This window comes from Acetivibrio ethanolgignens (assembly GCF_001461035.1).
GTDB lineage: Bacteria > Bacillota > Clostridia > Lachnospirales > Lachnospiraceae > Velocimicrobium > Velocimicrobium ethanolgignens.
The window spans coordinates 24,658-45,792 of record NZ_LNAM01000046.1 but is presented as its reverse complement, the minus strand read 5'-3'; the positions used below and the strand labels follow the sequence as shown (position 1 = coordinate 45,792).

The 21,135-nt window shown below is 42.0% G+C and carries 18 protein-coding genes and 1 pseudogene; all 19 read right to left on the bottom strand.

The features are described from left to right. Positions 1-81 precede the first annotated feature (81 nt). Positions 82-615 (bottom strand): Holliday junction resolvase RecU, encoded by a 534-nt coding sequence (locus ASU35_RS03550; RefSeq protein WP_058351688.1) that lies wholly within the window; start codon positions 613-615, stop codon positions 82-84. Continuing rightward, positions 615-1,604 (bottom strand): RluA family pseudouridine synthase, encoded by a 990-nt coding sequence (locus tag ASU35_RS03545; protein WP_058351687.1) that lies wholly within the window; start codon positions 1,602-1,604, stop codon positions 615-617. The genes ASU35_RS03550 and ASU35_RS03545 overlap by 1 nt, the downstream gene beginning before the upstream one ends. A 12-nt stretch (positions 1,605-1,616) precedes the next feature. Continuing rightward, positions 1,617-2,186, bottom strand: a complete 570-nt coding sequence (locus ASU35_RS03540; RefSeq protein ID WP_058351686.1) for a hypothetical protein — start codon at positions 2,184-2,186, stop codon at positions 1,617-1,619. Between the two features lie 18 nt (positions 2,187-2,204). After that, complete coding sequence (locus ASU35_RS03535; RefSeq protein ID WP_058351685.1) at positions 2,205-4,067, bottom strand: YgiQ family radical SAM protein; 1,863 nt, start codon at positions 4,065-4,067, stop codon at positions 2,205-2,207. Positions 4,068-4,096: 29 nt separating this feature from the next. Continuing rightward, positions 4,097-4,747 (bottom strand): HAD family hydrolase, encoded by a 651-nt coding sequence (locus tag ASU35_RS03530; RefSeq protein WP_058351684.1) that lies wholly within the window; start codon positions 4,745-4,747, stop codon positions 4,097-4,099. A 1-nt stretch (position 4,748) separates the two neighbouring features. Then, positions 4,749-5,456, bottom strand: a complete 708-nt coding sequence (locus ASU35_RS03525) for a pseudouridine synthase (protein ID WP_058351683.1) — start codon at positions 5,454-5,456, stop codon at positions 4,749-4,751. Positions 5,457-5,478: 22 nt separating this feature from the next. Beyond that, complete coding sequence (locus ASU35_RS03520; protein WP_058351682.1) at positions 5,479-6,282, bottom strand: GTP pyrophosphokinase; 804 nt, start codon at positions 6,280-6,282, stop codon at positions 5,479-5,481. 38 nt (positions 6,283-6,320) lie between these two features. After that, positions 6,321-6,923 (bottom strand): M23 family metallopeptidase, encoded by a 603-nt coding sequence (locus ASU35_RS03515; RefSeq protein WP_058351681.1) that lies wholly within the window; start codon positions 6,921-6,923, stop codon positions 6,321-6,323. 41 nt (positions 6,924-6,964) lie between these two features. Next, on the bottom strand, positions 6,965-8,245 hold the full coding sequence (locus ASU35_RS03510) for a DNA polymerase Y family protein (protein ID WP_058351680.1): 1,281 nt from the start codon (positions 8,243-8,245) through the stop codon (positions 6,965-6,967). A gap of 129 nt (positions 8,246-8,374) precedes the next feature. Next, complete coding sequence (gene rny, locus ASU35_RS03505; RefSeq protein ID WP_341415897.1) at positions 8,375-9,904, bottom strand: ribonuclease Y; 1,530 nt, start codon at positions 9,902-9,904, stop codon at positions 8,375-8,377. A gap of 87 nt (positions 9,905-9,991) precedes the next feature. Next, positions 9,992-11,292: pseudogene (locus ASU35_RS20060) on the bottom strand (EAL domain-containing protein). Positions 11,293-12,137: 845 nt separating this feature from the next. Further along, the gene (locus tag ASU35_RS03490; RefSeq protein ID WP_058351676.1) at positions 12,138-12,734 is read right to left on the bottom strand and encodes a regulatory protein RecX; all 597 of its coding nucleotides are present in this window, start codon (positions 12,732-12,734) and stop codon (positions 12,138-12,140) included. Continuing rightward, entirely contained in the window at positions 12,731-13,795 is a 1,065-nt protein-coding gene (gene recA / locus ASU35_RS03485; protein WP_058351675.1) for a recombinase RecA, read from the bottom strand. Before recA ends, ASU35_RS03490 begins: the two co-directional genes overlap by 4 nt. 385 nt (positions 13,796-14,180) lie before the next feature. After that, positions 14,181-14,273, bottom strand: coding sequence for a putative holin-like toxin (locus ASU35_RS20565; protein WP_341415872.1), 93 nt, complete (start codon positions 14,271-14,273; stop codon positions 14,181-14,183). 139 nt (positions 14,274-14,412) lie between these two features. Then, positions 14,413-15,624, bottom strand: coding sequence for a threonine ammonia-lyase (gene ilvA / locus ASU35_RS03480; RefSeq protein WP_058351674.1), 1,212 nt, complete (start codon positions 15,622-15,624; stop codon positions 14,413-14,415). A gap of 4 nt (positions 15,625-15,628) precedes the next feature. Continuing rightward, positions 15,629-16,558 (bottom strand): signal recognition particle-docking protein FtsY, encoded by a 930-nt coding sequence (gene ftsY, locus ASU35_RS03475; protein ID WP_058351673.1) that lies wholly within the window; start codon positions 16,556-16,558, stop codon positions 15,629-15,631. Between the two features lie 12 nt (positions 16,559-16,570). Then, a complete protein-coding gene (gene smc / locus ASU35_RS03470; protein WP_058351672.1) occupies positions 16,571-20,131 on the bottom strand; it encodes a chromosome segregation protein SMC in 3,561 nt (1,186 codons plus the stop codon). Between the two features lie 7 nt (positions 20,132-20,138). Beyond that, positions 20,139-20,828: a ribonuclease III gene (gene rnc, locus ASU35_RS03465; RefSeq protein WP_058351671.1), complete on the bottom strand. Its 690-nt coding sequence runs from the start codon at positions 20,826-20,828 to the stop codon at positions 20,139-20,141. A 70-nt stretch (positions 20,829-20,898) separates the two neighbouring features. Further along, a complete protein-coding gene (gene acpP / locus ASU35_RS03460; RefSeq protein ID WP_058351670.1) occupies positions 20,899-21,135 on the bottom strand; it encodes an acyl carrier protein in 237 nt (78 codons plus the stop codon).

The window sequence follows — 21,135 nt, the reverse complement described above, 5'->3', positions numbered from 1 at the left end:
AAAACCGCCGCCCTTCTTTTATTATTCTCATCACTTCATTATGATAATGTGATAATATGGTAGCATATTAACTTTTCTGTGTCAATCCCGATTTTCTAAATCCTGATTCAGCATCTCCAGATAATGGACAAATACTCCATTATGAGTAGATATCTGATAATGTGGGTCAAGCTCATCAAAGCGAAAGCTCTTTCTTCCTCCATTCTGAGCCCGTTCCCAATATTTCCAAAGCTCCTCAAAGGTGAGGTAGTAAAAAACATCCTGTTTTTTAAAATAAATCAATAAAAACGCAATACCTTTCTGCTCCTCAAACTCTTTCATAAAAGCAACCTGATGTTCATGAATGTTCTGAAGTGGAAAGGTATCACCGGCACACTCTTTGGCATCAAAGCAGACAGGTATCCCCTGCACTGCCCCGATATAGTCTACCGTGCTTTTCTGGTCAAAATAAGCCAGAGTAATATGCCTTGTCGCCTTATCAATATGAATCGGTGTAATCGGTGTAGGCACCTTCTGAATCACTGCCAGCCGGTTTGCACGATATTTTTCGTTCGTCAGATTAATCATTTCCTCCAGGGTAGAGCCTCGTAAGCCCCGTGAATTCCAAGATGGCATCAGAATTCCCCCTTTATAATCTCTTCAAAGTAATCTGGAAGAGGAGCTAAGAATACTCTTCCAGAGAGCTCTTCAAAGGTTCCTAAAAGCTCCGGCATATGAAGCTCTCCAGCATGTAAAAGCTGATGCTTCAGTTGATAAGTCTTTTTAAAATATTTATTTACATAGATATCTCCATACTTGCCATCGCCAACAATTGGATGTCCAATACTCTCCAAATGGGCTCGAATCTGGTGAGAACGGCCTGTAATCAGCTTTACCTTAAGAAGAGTAAAGTCTTCATCCCACTTTAACGGCTCATATTCCGTTTTGATATACTCTGCCCCTTCAGTCTTTTTCTGGCTAATTGTCACCTTATTATGGCTGTGATTTTTCGTAAGCCAGCCCTCAATTCGCTGCTTTTTTTCTACTTGTCCCTTTACCACACAATAATAATACTTGTCCATTGTCCGTTCCCGAAAAAGTTCTCCCATTTTTTGAAGCCCCTCCAGAGTCTTTCCTGCTACAATAATGCCGCTGGTATTTCTATCTAAACGGTTACAGATACCCGGACGAAAATAGGTAAGCTGCTCCTTCGTAAGCTCTCCCTCATCAAGCAGATACTCTGTAATATGCTCAATCAGAGAAACATCCTCTGGCCTTGCTTTCTGGGAAAGCATCCCTGCCGGTTTATTAATCACAAGAATATGCTTATTTTCATATAGCACTTGCAGGTCTGTTTTTTCCTTTTTCACAGCCTTAACTGGTACTTTTTCTCCATCAGCTTCCACTCTTTGAAACTTCAGAAGCGTCTCCTCCGAAAGATAAAGCTTTACACTATCTCCCGGAGCCAGTCTCTCATTTCCCTCCGCCTTTTTATCATTCAGTGTTATATTCTTTTTTCGCAGCATTTTATAGAAAAAGCTTTTAGGTGCCGCCTCCATATACTTCTCCAGAAGCTTAGTAAGCCTTTGTCCAGCTTCTGTTTCACTAATTTTAATTTCTCTCATAACATCTTCCTTTTATACAATTAAAGACCTTATATACTCCTTGGCTTTTTTCAGGTCTTCTGTCTTTTCCTTTTCAGACCGCTTCATCTGCTCTGTCAATTCTTTCAGAAGCTCCTGATAGCTCCCCAAAATTTTGACCCGGCAATCCGAAGCCCAGTTACGGACATTCTGGGAAAGATACTGTTGAATATAGGCAAGCTCCTGCCCGTCTTTTCCAAGAACACCAAGGACACACCCCTCCTCAATCCATAGAAAATCTAGATTCATTACCTTTTCCGGCGAAGTAATCACAAGGTCAGAATACAGGCTGCCTCTGTTTCCAAGCAGGGCCTTCAGCTCCTCATGCTGTGCTCTTTGTGGTGTGCTATATGGGAAAAATACAATAAAATTCACGAAATATTTCGCTCCTGGCAGTACCATTAAAATCGCAGCTACAGTAAATACATTAGAACTTTCTCCCTTATTCAAAGCTCGTCCCAGAAAATAAATTGCAATTCCAATGAGCACCATAAGAAACGTCATAAGAAACTGCCGTTTCTTTCGATAATCAATATAGCCATACTCCGTTTTTTCTCTTTTCATGTTGCCATTTCCTTTCTATCAGGCCCTTTTCTTATGCACATTCCGTATTCTTTTCTTTTTTTGTAGCTTTCCTTTTTTTGCAAAATTACGGGGACGAATCAGACATTTCTCATCAAATCCAATTAAGTCTGTCCTTCCAGCAATCCGAAGGGCCTCTGCTACCAGCTCATAGTTTTCCGGATTACGGTATTGGATTAAAGCCCGCTGCATCTGCTTTTCTTTCATTGTTTTCGGCACATAGACCTTTTCCTTTGTTCTTGGATCCAGTCCAGTATAATACATACAGGTAGAAATCGTTGCCGGTGTCGGATAAAAATCCTGTACCTGCTCCGGCATATATCCTAAATCCCGTATATATTCTGCCAGCTTCACCGCCTCCTTCATATCCGAACCCGGATGGGAGGACATCAGATAAGGCACGACATACTGCTTTTTATCAAGCTCCTTATTGATTTTTTTATATTCCTTAATAAAACGCTCATATACTGCATTTTCCGGTTTTCCCATCAGCTTTAGAACCTTGTCACTAACATGCTCCGGAGCTACCTTGAGCTGTCCGCTGACATGATGCTCACACAGCTCCCTTGTAAACCGTCTGTCTTTATCGTGGCTCAAATAATCAAAGCGGATGCCGGAACGGATAAATACCTTTTTTACCTTTGGAAGTGACCTAAGCTTCTTTAAAAGCTCGCAGTAATCCTGATGGTCAATCTTCAGATTCTTGCAGGGAGCTGGGAAGAGGCACTGCTTTGTCGGGCAGGCTCCCCTCGTTTTCTGTTTCTCACAGGCTGCATGACGGAAATTAGCGGTAGGGCCGCCAACATCATTAATATATCCCTTAAAATCCTTTTCCTGGGTTAAAAGCCTGGCTTCCTCAATAATAGATTCATGGCTTCTGGTCTGCACAATCCGTCCCTGATGAAAGGTCAGAGCACAAAAATTACAGCCACCAAAGCAGCCACGGTTGCTCACCAAGCTAAAGGCAAGCTCCTTCATCGCAGGTACACCGCCCTCCTTCTCATAGGAAGGATGATAGGTTCTCATATACGGCAGGGAATATACCTCATCCATCTCTTCCTGAGTCAGTGGCTTTGCCGGCGGATTCTGCACCACATATTCCATCTCCTTATACTTTTCCACAAGACGCTGTCCCGAATATGGGTCTGTATTGCAGTACTGGATATAAAAGCTCTCTGCAAATGCTCTCTTTTCACTTTTTATTCTGTCAAAATCCGGCAGGAGCTTATAGTCATACACATCCTCAAGGCTTTTCGCCCTATAGACTGTTCCCTGAATAAAGGTAATATCCGAAACAGCCAATCCACTATCCAAAGCATCTGCAATCTCTACAATCGAATGCTCTCCCATGCCATAGGATAAAATATCGGCTCCTGAATCCAGAAGAATTGAACGCTTGACGCTGTCACTCCAATAATCATAATGTCCCAGTCTTCTAAGGCTTGCCTCAATACCTCCTATAATAATCGGACTGTCCTTGTAGGTACGCCGAATCAGATTACCGTAGACTATTGTTGCCCTGTCAGGACGTTTCCCCATTACGCCGCCCGGCGTATAGGCATCCTGTTTTCTATGCTTTTTCGCTACCGTATAATGGTTTACCATGGTATCCATATTGCCGCCACAGATTAAAAAACCCAGCCGGGGCTTTCCAAAGACAGCAATGCTTTCATCCTTTTTCCAATCCGGTTGGGAAATAATTCCAACCTTATAGCCATGACTTTCCAGCACACGGCTAATAATAGCCGGACCAAAGGAATGATGGTCTACATAGGCATCTCCTATGACATAGACAAAATCCACCTCAGTCCAGCCTCTTTTTTTCATATCTTCTTTTGAAATTGGTAAAAAATCCTTTTCCAATCTATTTTCCTCTTTTCTATCTCTGCTCCTTACAGCAAGGGTATCTCCTCATAGCTGTGTATATAATAATCCGAAAGCTCTCTTTTTCTCTCATCCATATCCTTTGAAAAATCATCATAGACCGAGCATACCTTCATACCAGCATTCTTTCCAGCCATAATCCCCTGCACAACATCTTCAAATACAAGACAATTTTCTGGAGCTACCTGTAGCTCCGTCGCCACCAGCTCATAGATATCCGGTGCCGGTTTTCCCTTCGGCACTTCACAGGCTGTATGAATACTGTCAAAAAAAGCTTCCGCTCCATATCTTCCGATAACTGTCTCTACCAGCTCCTTTGAATTACTGGTAGCAATTCCTGTTTTTATTCCCCTTTTCTTCAAATATTTTAAAAATCCCATAGCCCCTTTCTTAAAAGGTACCTCATGGGCATACTTGTCCCATGCCATCCGATTCCACTCTTTTTTAATCTCCTCTAATGGTTCCGGAATGTCAAAACGCTCCTTAAAGTAAACTGCTGTTTCTGAAAAACTCATACCTTCAATACATGCCTGTAAATCCTCCGGCATAGAAATGCCGAACCTGCCAAGATATTCAACATCAATAGCCTCCCACATCCACATGGAATCTACCAGAGTGCCATCTAAATCAAAGATAACTGCTTCTATATTCTTTAACATATTAACTCCTGTTTTTTAATCCTTCAATCTCTTCCTTTGTAAGCGGCCGACTCTCTCCCGGTGCAAGAGCCTCATCTAACTTAAGACCTCCCATGGAAAGACGTTTTAAATAAATTACCTCTTTCCCAACTGCCTGAAACATCCTCTTCACCTGGTGAAACTTACCCTCATAAATCAAAAGCTCAATCTCCGAAATCTCACCCTGTTTTATTATCGTAAGCTCTGCTGGAAGTGTCTCAAGCTCTCCTAGGGAAAGTCCCTTCCGAAAGGCCTCTACATCCTCATCACTCACTTTTCCATCAATCCTTGCATAATAGACCTTCCCAACATGCTTTTTCGGGCTTAAAAGCTGGTGTGCCAGGTCTCCATCGTCTGTAATCAGTAGAAGCCCCTCGGTATCCTTGTCCAACCGGCCTACCGGAAAGAGATTCTTTTTGACTGGAGCTTTCAGAATATCAAGCACTGTCTGGCAGTAGCCATCCTCGGTAGCAGACACTACTCCAGCCGGCTTATTGAGCATATAATAATAATTTTGCTGATAGTCAATGCTCTCTCCATCACAGATAATTTTATCCACTCCTGGCTCTACTTTTATCTCCGGTTTCTTCGCCTGCTCTCCATTGACAAAAACCCGGCCTCTTTTAATCAGGCGCTTAACCTCACTTCTTGTACCTGTTCCGGCATCTGCCAGAAATTTATCTAATCTCATACCAGTCCTCACTGCTGTAAATTTATTTTAGGCTCTGGGCACGATAACCCTCTGAAATAATATCCAGCTGCTTGTTAAACCGCTCCAGCTGCTCCAAATCATCATTCTGGTACAAACGGAAGAACTCATCCTGTATCTTTACAACCTCCCGCTTATTCGCAAGCTTATAGAGGTTCTGGATATTGGTCAAAATATCTGAGACAATATCTGCTTTCTTCCGGAAGGAATTCTGGGCATCCATAATCTCCGAGCGTACGCTGGCCATCTCCTCATCCAGAATTACAACAGCCTCCGCCGCCTTTAAAAGACGCTTTCTGATATGCTCCGGCATATTAGTCTTATACTTGTACTGTAAGGAATGCTCTATCGTAGCCCAGAAATTCATACCCAGAGTACGAATCTGAATTTCAGCCTTCAGCTTCTTTGGTCCGTGCATCGTCTGTACAGAATACTCAATAATCAAATGATAGCTTCGATAACCGCTTGCCTTCTGCTCCTTGATATAGTTTTTTTCCTGTATGACCTTCATATCCTCTCTCTGATGAATCAACTCTACTACCTTATCAATGTCCTCGACAAACTGACAGATAATACGAATTCCTGCAATATCATCCAGCTTTTCTTCAATGTCCTCCAGCTCTATTTTTTTCCGCTGTGCCTTTTCTAAAATACTGGAAATCGTCTTCACTCTACCATTGACCAGCTCAATCGGCGAGTAAAGTCCAGCATTTCTATATTCTCTGATAATATGATTAAATTTAAGCACCAGCTCATCTACAGCCAATGCATAAGGATCTAAAATCTCCCGCCATAACTGAATCTCCATAAGCTTCCTCCTGTCTCTCCCCTATTCTGAGGCTCTTTTTATTTTACCACAGGAACCGGTATAAAAGCAATTTGTTTATTTTTAAGCCTTTTTAATATCCAGAAAGGATTCTGTCCTTTTTCCATTGTTCCTGTATAAATACCAAAGTGCAGGTGTACTGGAAACTGCCCCCTGGTACCCTCCTCGCCATAGCCACTGTCTCCCATAAATCCCAGCAGTGTCCCGGCTTCTACCCTGGCTCCCTGTGAAATCCCCTCTGCATAGCTGTCCAGATGGGCATAATAGTAGTATATCCCGCCAGTACTGCGAATTCCAATCCGATAGCCCCCCAGCTTAAGCCATCCGATATTTTCCACAATCCCTTCACAAACACTGAATACCGGAAAATATCCTGGCTTATTATTGCCTGCTATAATATCACAGCCCTCATGCTGACGTTCTCCTCCAAAGCTTCTAGCTTCTCCAAAGCTATCTTCAAAAAAAATCTCCTGTCCACCAGAAACATCTTTTCCTACAGGAAAGCAGACTGCCTCCCTCTCTACGGTACAGCGGAAAATCGCCAGCTCATTAAGGGGGCCGCCAAGCAACGTAATCACCACTGCCAAAAGTAATACCAATATTACTTCCATCCTCTGCTTCATGTACTCTTTCCTTTCACAGGTCAAACAGTACAATATATGCTCTAGTCATCACCTTTAGACGTGCTTTTTAAAATCTTTGTTCCACCCTCTTGTGCCCTTAAATGCTTTCCTGCCACATGGTCTACCGGGGCTTTCACAAAGGCAGCCCGTTTCACCGCATCCACACCATAACGACTGCGTATCATGTCGATAGCCGCATCCAGCTTCTTAAGCTTTTCCTCCTTTTTCTGCAAATCCTCATCAAAAAAGCTTAACTGCTCCGGAGCATCCTTTTCTACCAGTCTGCCGGTGCTAACTCCCAGAAGCCGAATAGGCTCTCCATCCCAAAGCTCATCAAAAAGCTGGCAGGCCGCCTCATAAATATCATAAGTAATGTCTGTAGGCCTCATAAGCAGCATCTGGTGGGAGGAATTATGAAAATCTGCATCCCGGATGGATACGCTGACACTCTCTGCCTTTACTCCTGCCTGCCTAAGCCGGCTGGCTACTGTCTCTGTCAGAGAAAGCAGCACCATTTTAGCAACACTTTCATCGGTCACATCAAAGGCAATCGTAGTTGAGTTCCCATATCCCTTATTGGGAGCAGCCTCCTCTTCAACAATCGAGACATCTCTTCCATTAGCAAAGTTCCAGATAAGCTCACCATGCTTTTTCAAATGCCGCTTTAGAAGCTCCGGGTCAGCCTTCGCCAAATCGCCAATGGTACGAATGCCCAGAAGGTACAACTGTTTTACTGTAGAACGTCCCACAGAATACAGTTCTCCTACCGGCAATGGCCACATCTTCTTTGCTATCTCTTCCGGGTATAATGTATGCACCTTACCCGGTTTTTCAAAATCACTCGCCATCTTCGCCAAAAGCTTATTGGCAGAAATCCCTACATTAACCGTAAAGCCCAGTTCCTCAAAAATCCTGTCTCTGATTTTCTCCGCCACCTCTATCGGCGGTCCAAAAAGCTTCTCCATCCCAGTCATATCTACAAAAGCTTCATCGATGCTGACCTGTTCTACCACAGGAGAATATTCCTTTAAAATAGTAATAAATGCCCGAGAGCACGCAGAATACAAGCCAAAATCCGGAGGCAAAAGATAAAGCTGGGGACACTTTTTTAAAGCCTCCATAATGCTCTCTCCCGTATGAATGCCATACCGCTTCGCCGGTATCGACTTCGCCAGTATCACACCATGCCGCTTCTTCCTGTCTCCACCGACTGCAGCAGGTATTTCCCGAAGGTCCGACTCTCCCTTTTTCACCCGGCGTACCGACTCCCATGACAGGAAAGCCGAATTTACATCAATATGGAAAATTATCCTTTCTGCCATGTCACCAGCTCCTTTCTACATATCTACATCATATCAGAATATATGTTCTGTGTAAATAATAAATTTAATATAATGAAAAAAGAAAGCGGTCAACTGCTTTCGCAGCTGCCGCTTTACATTTAAAAAATCCTACTTTGCATATTCTGTAGCTCTGGACTCCCGAATCACATTTACCTTAATCTGACCCGGATATTCTAATTCCGATTCAATCTGTTTTGATAAATCCCGGGCGAGCAATACCATCTCGTCATCGCTGACCTGTTCTGGGATAACCATAACACGTACTTCTCTTCCGGCCTGGATAGCAAAGGATTTATCAACACCCTTAAAGCTATTCGTAATATCTTCTAATTGTTTTAATCTGTTTGTATACGTTTCAAGCGTTTCTCTTCTTGCACCCGGTCTTGCAGCTGAAATGGTATCCGCTGCCTGAACGATACCTGCAATCAGAGTCTCCGGTTCAACATCTCCATGATGTGCTTCTACCGCATTAATAATAACTGGAGATTCCTTGTATTTCCTACAAAGATCCACACCAATCTGAATATGTGAGCCCTCCATATCATGATCTACAGACTTACCGATATCATGTAATAAACCGGCTCTTTTTGCCAGACGGACATCTGCTCCGATTTCGCCTGCCAGAAGTCCTGACAGCTGTGCAACCTCAATAGAATGCTTCAAAGCATTCTGACCATAGCTTGTACGGAATTTCATACGTCCCAGCAATTTTACCAGCTCAGGATGAATACTATGAACACCTACCTCCAGGGTAGCTGCTTCACCTTCTTCACGAATCATTACTTCAACTTCCTTCTGAGCCTTTTCAACCATTTCCTCGATTCTGGCAGGATGGATTCTTCCATCTACAATCAGTTTTTCAAGAGCAATTCTTGCTACCTCTCTTCTGATTGGATCAAAGGCAGATAAAATAACTGCCTCTGGTGTATCATCAATAATTAAGTCTACACCAGTCATGGTTTCCAGAGTACGAATATTTCTACCCTCTCTACCAATGATTCGTCCCTTCATTTCATCGTTTGGAAGCTGTACAACAGAAATTGTTGTCTCAGCCACATGGTCTGCTGCACATTTCTGAATCGCAGTAACGACATAATCCTTTGCTTTTTTGTCTGCTTCTTCTTTTGCTTTGCTTTCTAATTCTTTTACCAGCATCGCAGTTTCATGCTTTACTTCATCTTCAACAGTTCTTAAAAGATAATCTTTTGCTTGTTCGGAGGTCAGTCCAGAGATTCTTTCCAGTTCTGCCAGCCGCTGTCCTTCCAAAGCTTCTACTTTTTCCTTCAGCTTGTCCAGCTCAGCTTCCTTTGCAGATAACTTGGATTCTTTCTTTTCAAGTGCTTCGGTTTTTCTATCTAAAGTTTCTTCCTTAGTTAGAACACGTTTTTCATAACGCTGCAGCTCACTTCTGCGTTCTCTTGTTTCCTTTTCAAGCTCATTCTTTGTCTTTAAAGACTCCTCTTTCGCTTCCAGAAGGGCTTCACGCTTTTTGCTCTCTGCTGTCTTCAAGGCTTCATCAATAATCTCCCTTGCCTTTTCTTCTGCACTTCCCAGCTTCTGCTCTACAACCTTGATACGGTAGGAAATAGCAGCTTTCCAGACAACAAAAGCAACCACGATTAAAAGAACCGCAAAAATGGCTAACCATTTTAGTTCTGGCACAGGAACACCTCCTTATTTAATTTTCATTGTACAGATATACAACATATAAATTTTATACTTTTTTTATCCTAATGTCAAGACTTCTGTCGGTATTCTTTTGCCATGTACATGTTCTTTATACCATTTTTCCAAATATTCTAAAAATTCAGTTCCCGGCATCGGTTTCGCATAATAGTAGCCCTGGATATAATCTACCTGCTGCTTCTCCATCTCTTCTACCTGCTCTCTGGTCTCAATTCCTTCTACTACAACAGAGATACCAAGCTTTTTAAGTGTGCCAATCTCATTCTGAAGAATTACCTTTGCATCCTCCTTCTCAAAGTAAGCCTGCATCATAAAACGATCAAATTTTACCTTTTGAAAAGAAAAATCAATCAGATAAGAGCAGTTGGAATTGCCTGTACCATAATCATCCAAGGCAAAACGAATACCTCGTTCCCCCAACTTCTTCATATGCTCCCGCATTAAAAGTGTCGCAGACATAGTAGCCTGCTCTGTTACCTCCAGATAAATCATTTCCGGTGGCACCTGATACTTATCAATAATAGAAAGAATTTGTTCTGACATATCCGGCTGCATACACTGAATCACGGAAACATTAATGTGAATTTCATCAATTTTATTGTTTGGATTTATTAAAAGCCTTTCCTTTATAAAGCAGCAGGCTTTTTCCATTACCAGATTTCCTAAAGCAATAATCCGTCCATTTTTTCTGCAATTGGTATAAATTCAGCTGGAGAAATAAAGCCAAGCTTTCTGTCAAAAAGTCTTACCAATGCCTCCGCTGAGGTAATCTTATCTTCTCCCACAGAATAAATCGGCTGATAATACACATCCAGCATTTCCTGTTTAAGTGCATAATCCAAAGCCTGCTCTACCTCTGCATTTCTTTTAAATTCTGATACCAGTTCCTCATTTCCATAGAGATCCACGTTATTTCCAAAAATTGCAGCCCTTTCAAGAAGGTAAGTGCTGAAGGAGGTCGCTTCCTCAATAGTCTGAAAGTGCTCCGGATAATACTGAATTACAAGATTTCCATTCAGATAAATGTTTCTTCCATTTACTATCCAGGGCATCTGCAAAAGGCTTCGTATCGTATCAATAATATATTCCACTCTATTTGAATCGGCTTTTGACAGAATTGTAAAGGTCGCATATCCATTTCGAAAAACATAATATTTTTTCCCAATATGATACAATTTTTGTGCTACCTGCCGCAGTAACAGGGTAGCATTCTTGTTTCCAAGCTGTACTGCTATCATATTATATTTTTCCAGCTCTAAAGTAATCATAGCAAACCTCTGACTTTTCTGTACCTCCTTAAACATAACAGAAAAGGCAGAAGAATTATAAATCTCCAGCATATTATCCGTATATTCTCCCATATTCTGCATTGATAAGTACATTAAGAGAACAATACAAGATCTTCCAAAGCCTGTAATAATTACCTGTGGGCAGTAGTATTGCACAAAAAGTGTCACGCAGCAAATAAGCGAATAGTATAAAATAATCGTTTTATACAGTATTCTTAGCCTTCCTCTATTTTTATAAGTGATTGCTGCTCCCATGGATACTATTGCAAAAATGCAAAAATACAAATAAGGTCGTCCCGCTCCATGGTGATACAAATAATTTTCATCAAAATAATATAAAAATCCATTAAATGGTGCAGAAATTACAATAAGAAGATGGAGTGTCATCGGAATAATTCCCTGAATACTCCAAATTTTTCTCTTTTTCTTTGAAATGCTACAGACGGAAATCGTATACAAATAAAAAAGATAGTAGCTGATTCCCTGTACAAGAAAATAAATCAATACCAGCAACTCATTTAACCATAATGGAACCATGTCCTTATGGTAAATCGCAACGCAGGAAACAATATCTACGATAGATTCCAAAATACTAAATATAAGAAAAAGGAAAAACAGCCTTGTCTGTATTATTGGGAACTGCTGGCTTGCCAGAAAGTGCAACAGTATAATTGTCATAAAAAGGACTGTTCCTATTTCCAAGGAATAATTATATAGCATATATTTACCTCCTTAGACACTGACATCATTTTGGAAAAATATACCACTTTTTTCCATTTTATACTGTTTTATTATAATTTTCAAGAACTTTTATACAAAAGCATATATTTTTATTTTATATTCACAAAAAGAAAATCTGTTGTAAATTTTCTTTAATTTACAACAGATTTTGACAATTATCTCATTTTTAATTCTCTACGGATATCCTCTTCCATAAAGCCCTTACGGTAAAGATAGGCCGCAAGCTTCTGCTTCTGTTCATACTCCAAAGCTTCTACATCAGAAGTCTTCTTCCTGATAGCCCGACGAATCGCCTCAGTGTCATCTCCTGCTGTCTCCTCCAAAACAGTATCCACTACTTCTTTAGATACTCCCTTTTGTCGGAGCTCATTTACTATCTGACGTCTGCTTTTTGTATCAGACTTGTACCGGATATAGTTCTTTGCATAGCGTTCATCATTCAGATAATGATAAGAATATACATAGGCAATCGTCTTTTCTATAATCTCTTCTGGATACTCTGACTGCTTAAGCTTCCTTCTAAGCTCACTTTCACTCTGATCGGCTCTCTTCAATACTGCTAATGCCTTCTGTCTGGCCCGTCGATAGAGCGTCTCCTCCATAATCCGTGAAAAAAGCTCCTGGGAAAGCTCCATATTTTCTTCCAAATGATACCTGCTGATATCTCCAGTATATAGCAAAAAACGGCTGCTATCCTCCAGATTCACATATACCTTCTGTCCTCTTCCCTTTTCAAGGCTTATAATTCTCATACTTCTTCACTATCTTCTGCTTTAGCTGTACCCTTGCCCTTAGTCTCTTCTGTCACACCATCAGCCTGCAGATTGTAATGTTCCCTTACCTTTCTCTCTACCTCGGCAAATACTTCCGGCTTTTCCTTTAGGTACTGCTTGGCATTCTCACGCCCCTGTCCAATCTTTGAGTCATTATAAGCATACCATGCACCGCTTTTTACAATAATGCCGGTATTCGCTGCCAGATCAAGAATATCTCCTTCTCTGGAAATACCCTCTCCAAACATGATATCAAACTCGGCTTCCTTAAATGGAGGTGCGATTTTGTTCTTAACTACCTTAATACGGGTGCGGTTACCAATTACCTCACCGCCCTGCTTCAAAGCCTCAATTCGTCTGACATCCAGACGGATGGAGGAGTAGAATTTCAGAGCCCGGCCTCCGGTAGTCGTCTCTGGATTACCAAACATCACTCCAACCTTTTCACGAAGCTGGTTGATAAAGATAACTGTACAATGGGACTTACTGATAACCGCTGTCAGCTTTCTAAGAGCCTGGGACATCAGCCTCGCCTGAAGTCCTACATGGGAATCTCCCATATCTCCATCAATTTCAGCCTTAGGAACAAGGGCTGCCACAGAGTCTACGATAATAATATCAACCGCTCCGGAGCGTACCATCGTCTCTGTAATCTCCAAGGCCTGCTCACCACAATCCGGCTGTGAAATGTAAAGATTGTCAATATCAACACCAATATTTTTCGCATAAACCGGATCCAAGGCATGCTCTGCATCAATAAAGCCTGCAATACCGCCTCTTTTCTGAACCTCAGCAATCATATGTAAGGCTACTGTGGTCTTACCACTGGACTCGGGTCCATAAACCTCAATAATACGACCCTTTGGCACACCTCCAAGACCTAATGCAATGTCCAGGCTGATAGAGCCTGTAGGAACTGTTTCTATATTCATATTAGCAGAGGAATCGCCCAGCTTCATGACAGAGCCCTTTCCATACTGCTTCTCAATCTGTGAAAGCGCTGACTCCAATGCTTTTCTCTTGTTATCATCTTTTACCATAATCGTTCTCCTTTTTCTGAACAAATGTTCTTGTCTGCTTACTATAGTAATATAAATTTTCTTTTTTGTCAATAACCAAACAAAAAAGATTTTTTCAAAGCCCCGCCTTATATACACAAAAGGGATTGCTGTAAAAAGACACAGCAATCCCGTATTTAGCCCTTTATTAATTATAGTATAACAGATTTTGGATAAAAGTCAAGAACTAATCATACTTAATTAGGCACTCTGCAGTACACTCCGGCACTTTTATTTTTAAAATAGTTGAAAAATCCAGAAAAAAATGTTATAGTAAGCTTAGAAAAGGGAAACCGGAAGCGGCTCACCCTCAAAAGTAATTGGCTATTACTTAATAAAAGCCGTCACATTTCCAAGGATGTGGCGGCTACTTTTCTTTATCCTTGAACACCTGATAACACAGGCCTGCAAGGGCTACAATGAAAATACAAAACTGAATTAAATCCGAATATGTAATCATTGGCAACCCTCCTTTCTTTCGTCCGGAGGGCTGTTTTATGCCCTCCGTAAAAGAGGACAGGCCGCCTCGCTTTGGTTTCCCCGTATATTAACTATAACAAATACCTCTGAGCTTTTCAATTCCAGATTTAAAAAATCCTTTACAGCACCGGCTGCTTAATCTCCGGACGATATCCTTGCTTTCTCAATGCCTTTAAAATCTGCTCCTTATGCTCAGGACCAAAGGCCTCCATGGTAATTGTAAGCTCTACTGCTGCATTCCTGTTAATGCTTATAAACTGATTGTGATCCAGACGGATTACATTGCCCTGCTCCTTTGCAATAATAGATGCTACATTAACCAGCTCTCCCGGTCTATCTGGCAGCTGTACAGATACAGTAAAAATACGGTCTCTGGCAATCAAGCCGTGCTGCACAACAGAGGAAATTGTAATAACATCCATATTGCCGCCGCTTAAAACAGAAACCACCTTTTTATTCTGGCAGTTTAAATGCTTTAGTGCCGCTACTGTTAAAAGACCGGAATTTTCTACCACCATCTTGTGATTTTCCATCATATCAAGGAAGGTAACAATCAGCTCATCGTCTTCGACAGTAATGATTTCATCGATATTTTTCTGAATATATGGGAAGATTTTGCTTCCCGGTGTTTTTACTGCTGTACCATCAGCAATGGTTTCTACCTTAGGCAGGGATACTACTCTACCTGCCTTTAAGGATTCCTTCATACAGTTCGCCCCTGCAGGCTCCACACCGATTACCTTGATATTCGGATTCAAAAGCTTTGCCAGAGTGGACACACCAGAAGCCAGTCCACCACCGCCGATTGGTACTAAAATAATATCAACGGTTGGCAAATCCTTAAAAATCTCCATAGCGATAGTTCCCTGGCCTGTCGCTACTGTTTCATCGTCAAAAGGATGAATAAAGGTATAACCCTTTTCTTCCGCAAGCTTCAGGGCATAGCTGCAGGCATCGTCATATACATCTCCATGAAGTACTACCTCAGCACCATAGCTTCTGGTACGATTAACTTTAATTAGAGGAGTCGTCGTAGGCATAACGATCACAGCCTTTGCTCCGTAAAGCTTCGCTGCATAAGCAACACCCTGGGCGTGGTTACCGGCAGAAGCTGTAATCAGTCCACGGTTTCTTTCTTCGTCAGTTAAGGTACTTATTTTATAATAGGCCCCTCTTACCTTATAAGCTCCCGTATACTGCATGTTCTCCGGCTTAAAATATACCTTGTTGCCTGTTGTCTCGCTGAAATACTCACTGTATACCAGCTTTGTTCTGGAAATTACTTTTTTTACGCTTTCACACGCCTCTTCAAACTTCTCTAATGTCATCATACGCTTACTCTCCTTCGTCAAAAAGTACATTTACAAAATCATCTGCATTAAATTTCTGCAAATCATTCATACTTTCTCCAATTCCAATATATTTTACAGGAATACCAAGCTCCGACTGAATTGCAATGGCAATACCGCCCTTAGCTGTACCATCCAGCTTTGTAAGCACAATGCCCGTGATTTCTGCCACCTCATTAAACTGCTTTGCCTGGGCCATGGCATTCTGTCCTGTCGTTCCATCCAGCACGACTAAGGTTTCCCTGTAAGCTTCCGGATATTCCCTCTCAATAATTCGGTTAATCTTTTTAAGCTCCTCCATCAGATTTTTCTTATTGTGAAGGCGTCCTGCCGTATCACAAATCAGCACATCCACATCCCTTGCTTTCGCTGCCGTTACAGCATCAAACACAACGGCTGCAGGGTCTGAGCCCTCTTGCTGGGAAATAATCTCTACACCGGCACGGTTTGCCCATTCCGTCAGCTGTTCAATTGCACCTGCACGGAAGGTATCAGCAGCTGCCACCATAACCTTTTTCCCCATATCCTTTAACTGACCGGCCAGCTTTCCTACGGAAGTTGTTTTTCCTACACCGTTAACTCCAATCAGAAGAACAACCGATTTTCTGTTCTCAAATTGATAGGCATCCTCGGAAAGGTCCATCTGTCCTTTGATGCTCTCCATCAAAAGCTCCCTGCATTCCTTTGGCTCCTTAATGCCCTGCTCCTTTACCTTTGCCTTCAATTCCTCAATAATCCGGGTCGTTGTATTAATACCCAGATCTGCCATAATCAAAAGCTCTTCCAGCTCTTCATAAAAATCCTCATCAATATTACTGGAGCCAGTAAAAATAGAGTCTATTCCTGAAATAATCTGATCTCTGGTCTTAGACAGCCCGGATACCAGTCTTCCAAAAAAGCCCTTCTTCTCTCCCATACTATATGCCTCCTATTTATCTAATTCATCCTCCAAAAGATTTACCGATACCAGTGTGGATACCCCCTTTTCCTGCATGGTAATACCATACAGGATATCAGCAGCTGCCATGGTACCACGTCTATGGGTAATAACAATAAACTGGGTATCCTTTGTCAGCTTGTGAAGATATTTTGCATATCTGGATACATTAGAATCATCCAGAGCAGCCTCAATCTCATCCAACAGACAGAATGGAGAAGGCTTTAGGTTCTGAATAGCAAACAGCAGAGAAATTGCTGTCAGTGCCTTTTCTCCACCGGACAGCTGCATCATGTTCTGCAGCTTCTTTCCTGGCGGCTGAGCAATAATGCGGATGCCTGCCTCCAGGATATCCTCATCCTCCTGAAGCTCTAAGGTGCCCTTACCACCGCCAAAAAGCTCTTTAAATACCTTATCAAACTCTGTTTTTATCTCCTGGAATTTGGATTCAAACTGCTTACGCATCTCCTCTTCCAAATCACCGATTACCTTCACAAGAACCTCTTCTGCCTGTATCAGGTCATCATGCTGGGTCTTTAACAGCTGATAACGCTCGGAAAGATTCTTAAAGTCTTCAATCGCATTGACATTGACATCACCCAGAGCCTTAATCCTTCCTTTTAACTCGCTGATAGCCTTTTTCATCTGCGACAGGGTATTGTCTGTCTCCTGCTTCAAGGCAAGAGCCGAATTGTAGGTAAGCTCATATTCTTCCCACATATAATTCATTATAGTCTCTGCCTGCTCAGAAAGCTTTTCCTTCTGATTGCCAAGACGGAAGCTTTCCTTGTCCAGCTCATTCATCCGGGCAGAAATATCCTCCCTTTTGGCAAAAAAGCTCTTATGTCCCTTTTCTATTTCTTCCTTTACTGTGATAAGCTCTGTAATTTCCTTTTCCAAGGTTGAAATCTGTTCTTCAAAATCCTTGATTCCTAAACGGACATTTTCAATATCCTGCTCCTTAGAAACAGCACGGCTCTCACCTTGGACCATCTGCTCCTTAAGCTGTGACAGCTCCTCCTTTAGTCCATGGATTTCCTGTTGAATACGCTCTATATTCTCCTTAGCAAATCTCCGGTTCTGCTCTGCCGTAGAATAAGAAAGCTTTTTCGCAGAAACAGCTTCTCTTTGTACAAGCTCTGCTTCCTTCTTCTCCTCCGTCTCCTTTGTAAGAGCCGCAATCAAAGCCTCTTTCTCTTTCTTTTTCTCTTCCTTTTGCTCTAAGGAAGCGGTAAGCTCTGCCATGCTGGATTTTAAATCCTTCATCTGTGTTTCAATCTGATAGCTATCCTCACGAATCTGCTCCAAAAGCCTCTCATTGTTTTCCTTTAACTGTACCAGCTGTTCAAACTTCAAGCGTACCGTATTTTCAGAAATACTGAGCTCCTGAAGCTTTGCTTTATTACTCTCTATCGCCTCTGTAAGCTTCTTACGTTCCTCTCGTTTCTTTTCCCTGTCCGCTTCAAGAGTCTTTTCTTTTTCCTGAAGCTTATGAATTTTCTCTTCCAGCTCCTCCATCTCTCTTCGTCTTCCTAAAAGATTGCTGGAGTTCTTATAGGCTCCACCGGACATCGAGCCGCCCGGATTAATCTGGTCACCCTCCAGGGTAACCATACGGATGGTCTGATTGTATTTCCTTCCAATCGCAATAGCATTGTCAATATTATCTACTACTAATACCCGTCCCAGCAAATAATCAACCAGGGTAGAAAACTCTTTACCGGCATTTACCAGCGTACTGGCAAGACCAATGGCACCCTTTTCCTTTAAGGCCTGCTCATTAGAAAGTCCCGCCTTTCCACGGATACCCGTCAATGGCAGGAAGGTTGCTCTTCCATATTTGTTCTGCTTCAAAAAGCCAATCAGCTGCTTTGCTGTAACCTCACTGTCTGTAACAATATTTTGAATGCTGCCGCCCAAAGCAGTCTCTACTGCCAGCTCATAGCTTTTCTCTACTTTAATTATATCAGCAACTACACCAATAATTCCCGGATTTTTCTCCTTTTGTTCCATAACCCGGCGGATACTCTGTCCATACCCTTCATACCGTTCAGTGATGTTTTTCAGGGATTCCAGCCGGGAATACTCTCTGTGATACTCCTGGCGGCAGTTCTCCTCAGACTGCCGGATTTGCGACAATTCCTGGTTCAGAGCTAAAATATCCTTTTCAAATTCCTGGTTATTGGATAAAAGTACCTCTTTTTTCGTTTCAATAACAGAAAGCTCTGCTTCTTCCTTTTCCAGAGCCTCACAAAAAGCAGCTTCATCACTTTTATTTTTCAGAATTTTCTGGGTCAGCTCTGCCTTTTTAATATTGCTCTGCTCAAATATGGTATCGAATCTCTGAATTCTTGCCTTAACATCGGCACTTTCATTCAAAAGACGTATAATCTCCTGGTTTAACTCATCTGTTCTTTGCTCATTCCCAGTAATCACTTCTGCCAAAAGGGCCAGTTTTTCTTCCTCTTGCTGACATTCCTCTTCCAGTAAAAGGTATCCCTGATTCATCTCCTCAAGCTTTTTTTCATAAGAAATCAGCTCTTCTTCTTTGGTCTCCAAGGAGCTCTCTGTAGCAGCTACTCTTTCCTTATACTGATTACTGCTCTGTCTTGTTGCCAGAATTTGCTCAGTTAATACCTTAATCTGACTCTCTAGCTGTTCCTTTTTCAACCGGCTGTCTGACAGCAAGCTTCTTTTTTCATCCAGGGAGGCGTTTTTTTCCTCCATCTGTCTTTCCAACCGCTCATACTCTTCCTTCGTGCTGTCATACTCCTTCTGTGTCTCTGAAAGGTCACCGGCAACAATTTCTGCTTTTTTATTAAGCTCCTCTAAGGTTGTATGTATCCGGTCATAGTCCATTAAGAACATATTTACATCCAGAGTCTTTAATTCATCACGAAGTCTTAAATACTCCTTTGCCACAACGGACTGCTTTTCCAATGGTGCTATCTGCGTCTCTATTTCTGCCAGAATATCTTTAACACGGCTTAAATTCATCCGCTCTGCTTCCAGATTTTTTTCTGCCGCAGCCTTTCTTTTCTTGAATTTAACAATACCTGCTGCTTCATCAAAAAGCTCTCTTCTCTCCTCCGGCTTTCCACTCAGTATTTTATCAATCTGTCCCTGGCCGATAATTGAATAACCCTCCTTACCGATACCGGTATCCAGAAACAGCTCCTGCACATCCTTTAAGCGGCAGTTTGTCCCATTCATCAGATATTCACTTTCACCGGAACGGTATACTCTTCTTGCAACCGTAACCTCTTCATAGGAGGTTGCAAGCTTGTGGTCGGAATTATCCAGGGTGATTGCAACATAAGCAAAGCCCTGCGGCTTTCTAAGCTCTGTACCGGAAAAGATAACATCCTCCATCTTAGAACCACGCAGCTGCTTTGCACTCTGTTCACCAAGCACCCAGCGGACTGCATCTGCTACATTACTCTTTCCACTGCCATTTGGCCCTACAATTGCTGTAATGCCATCATGAAATTCAAACACTATTTTATGGGCGAAAGACTTAAAGCCTTGTATCTCAATACTTTTCAAATACATATGGGGGTTACTCCTCATTCTCTCTTAATTCTAAAATTGCACGATAGGCCGCCTGCTGCTCTGCTCCCTTTTTCGTTCTTCCACTTCCCTCTGAAAGCTTTACTGCTCCCAGCCTTGCTTCTACCGTAAACTTCTTATTGTGATCCGGTCCTTCCTCCTTAACCAGTTCATAGATAAGCGGCTCTCTGGAACGACTCTGGACAATCTCCTGCAGGATAGTCTTACTATCAAAAAAGAGCTTCTTTTTATCCATATCCGACAGAATAAATCGGATTACGAACTCTTTTGCATTAGTAAAACCACCATCCAGATAAATAGCACCAATGACCGCCTCCATTGCATCTGAAAGGATAGAGTCTCTTTCTCTTCCACCAGTCCCTTCTTCTCCTTTTCCCAGTAAAAGATAGTCCCCAAGGGTAATCTCCCTGGCACAAAAGGCTAAGGTCGGCTCACATACCAGACTGGCACGCAGCTTTGTCATTTCACCTTCCGGCATCTGTGGCTGATTCTTAAAAATAAATTCACTGGATACCAGCTCCAGCACAGCATCCCCTAAAAACTCCAGTCTCTCGTTATTGGCAGCCTTTTTCATTCTTTTTTCATTGGCATAGGAGCTATGGGTCAGGGCATGTCTTAAAAGGCTCTTTTCCTGAAAGGAATAGCCAATCCTTTCTTCTAATACAGCTCTTTGTTTCATTTTTCCTCCTAATTATAAAGGGGTGTTGTAAATCTTCCAACAGCCCCTCAAAATTCTTATTTATAATTAATTAAAGAGCAGCAACTGCGTTCTTTATCGCTTCAACAGCATCTCCTACTGTGACGATCTTCTCTGCATCCTCATTCCCGATTTCGATGTCAAACTCTTCTTCGATTCCCATGATAATCTGGAAAACATCCAAAGAATCTGCTCCCAAATCATCCACGAATGTAGCCTCCATTGTGATTTCTTCTTCCTCTGTGTTGAGAACCTCGCTAATAATCTTTTTCAGCTTTTCAAATTCCAT

Bases quoted from the DNA above. Each gene is read 5' to 3' on its own strand.
- ASU35_RS03550 (WP_058351688.1), bottom strand. From the start codon at position 615: ATGCCATCTTGGAATTCACGGGGCTTACGAGGCTCTACCCTGGAGGAA.
- ASU35_RS03545 (WP_058351687.1), bottom strand. From the start codon at position 1,604: ATGAGAGAAATTAAAATTAGTGAAACAGAAGCTGGACAAAGGCTTACT.
- ASU35_RS03540 (WP_058351686.1), bottom strand. From the start codon at position 2,186: ATGAAAAGAGAAAAAACGGAGTATGGCTATATTGATTATCGAAAGAAA.
- ASU35_RS03530 (WP_058351684.1), bottom strand. From the start codon at position 4,747: ATGTTAAAGAATATAGAAGCAGTTATCTTTGATTTAGATGGCACTCTG.
- ASU35_RS03525 (WP_058351683.1), bottom strand. From the start codon at position 5,456: ATGAGATTAGATAAATTTCTGGCAGATGCCGGAACAGGTACAAGAAGT.
- ASU35_RS03520 (WP_058351682.1), bottom strand. From the start codon at position 6,282: ATGGAGATTCAGTTATGGCGGGAGATTTTAGATCCTTATGCATTGGCT.
- ASU35_RS03515 (WP_058351681.1), bottom strand. From the start codon at position 6,923: ATGAAGCAGAGGATGGAAGTAATATTGGTATTACTTTTGGCAGTGGTG.
- ASU35_RS03510 (WP_058351680.1), bottom strand. From the start codon at position 8,245: ATGGCAGAAAGGATAATTTTCCATATTGATGTAAATTCGGCTTTCCTG.
- ASU35_RS03490 (WP_058351676.1), bottom strand. From the start codon at position 12,734: ATGAGAATTATAAGCCTTGAAAAGGGAAGAGGACAGAAGGTATATGTG.
- recA (WP_058351675.1), bottom strand. From the start codon at position 13,795: ATGGTAAAAGATGATAACAAGAGAAAAGCATTGGAGTCAGCGCTTTCA.
- ASU35_RS20565 (WP_341415872.1), bottom strand. From the start codon at position 14,273: ATGATTACATATTCGGATTTAATTCAGTTTTGTATTTTCATTGTAGCC.
- ilvA (WP_058351674.1), bottom strand. From the start codon at position 15,624: ATGATGACATTAGAGAAGTTTGAAGAGGCGTGTGAAAGCGTAAAAAAA.
- ftsY (WP_058351673.1), bottom strand. From the start codon at position 16,558: ATGGGAGAGAAGAAGGGCTTTTTTGGAAGACTGGTATCCGGGCTGTCT.
- smc (WP_058351672.1), bottom strand. From the start codon at position 20,131: ATGTATTTGAAAAGTATTGAGATACAAGGCTTTAAGTCTTTCGCCCAT.
- rnc (WP_058351671.1), bottom strand. From the start codon at position 20,828: ATGAAACAAAGAGCTGTATTAGAAGAAAGGATTGGCTATTCCTTTCAG.
- acpP (WP_058351670.1), bottom strand. From the start codon at position 21,135: ATGGAATTTGAAAAGCTGAAAAAGATTATTAGCGAGGTTCTCAACACA.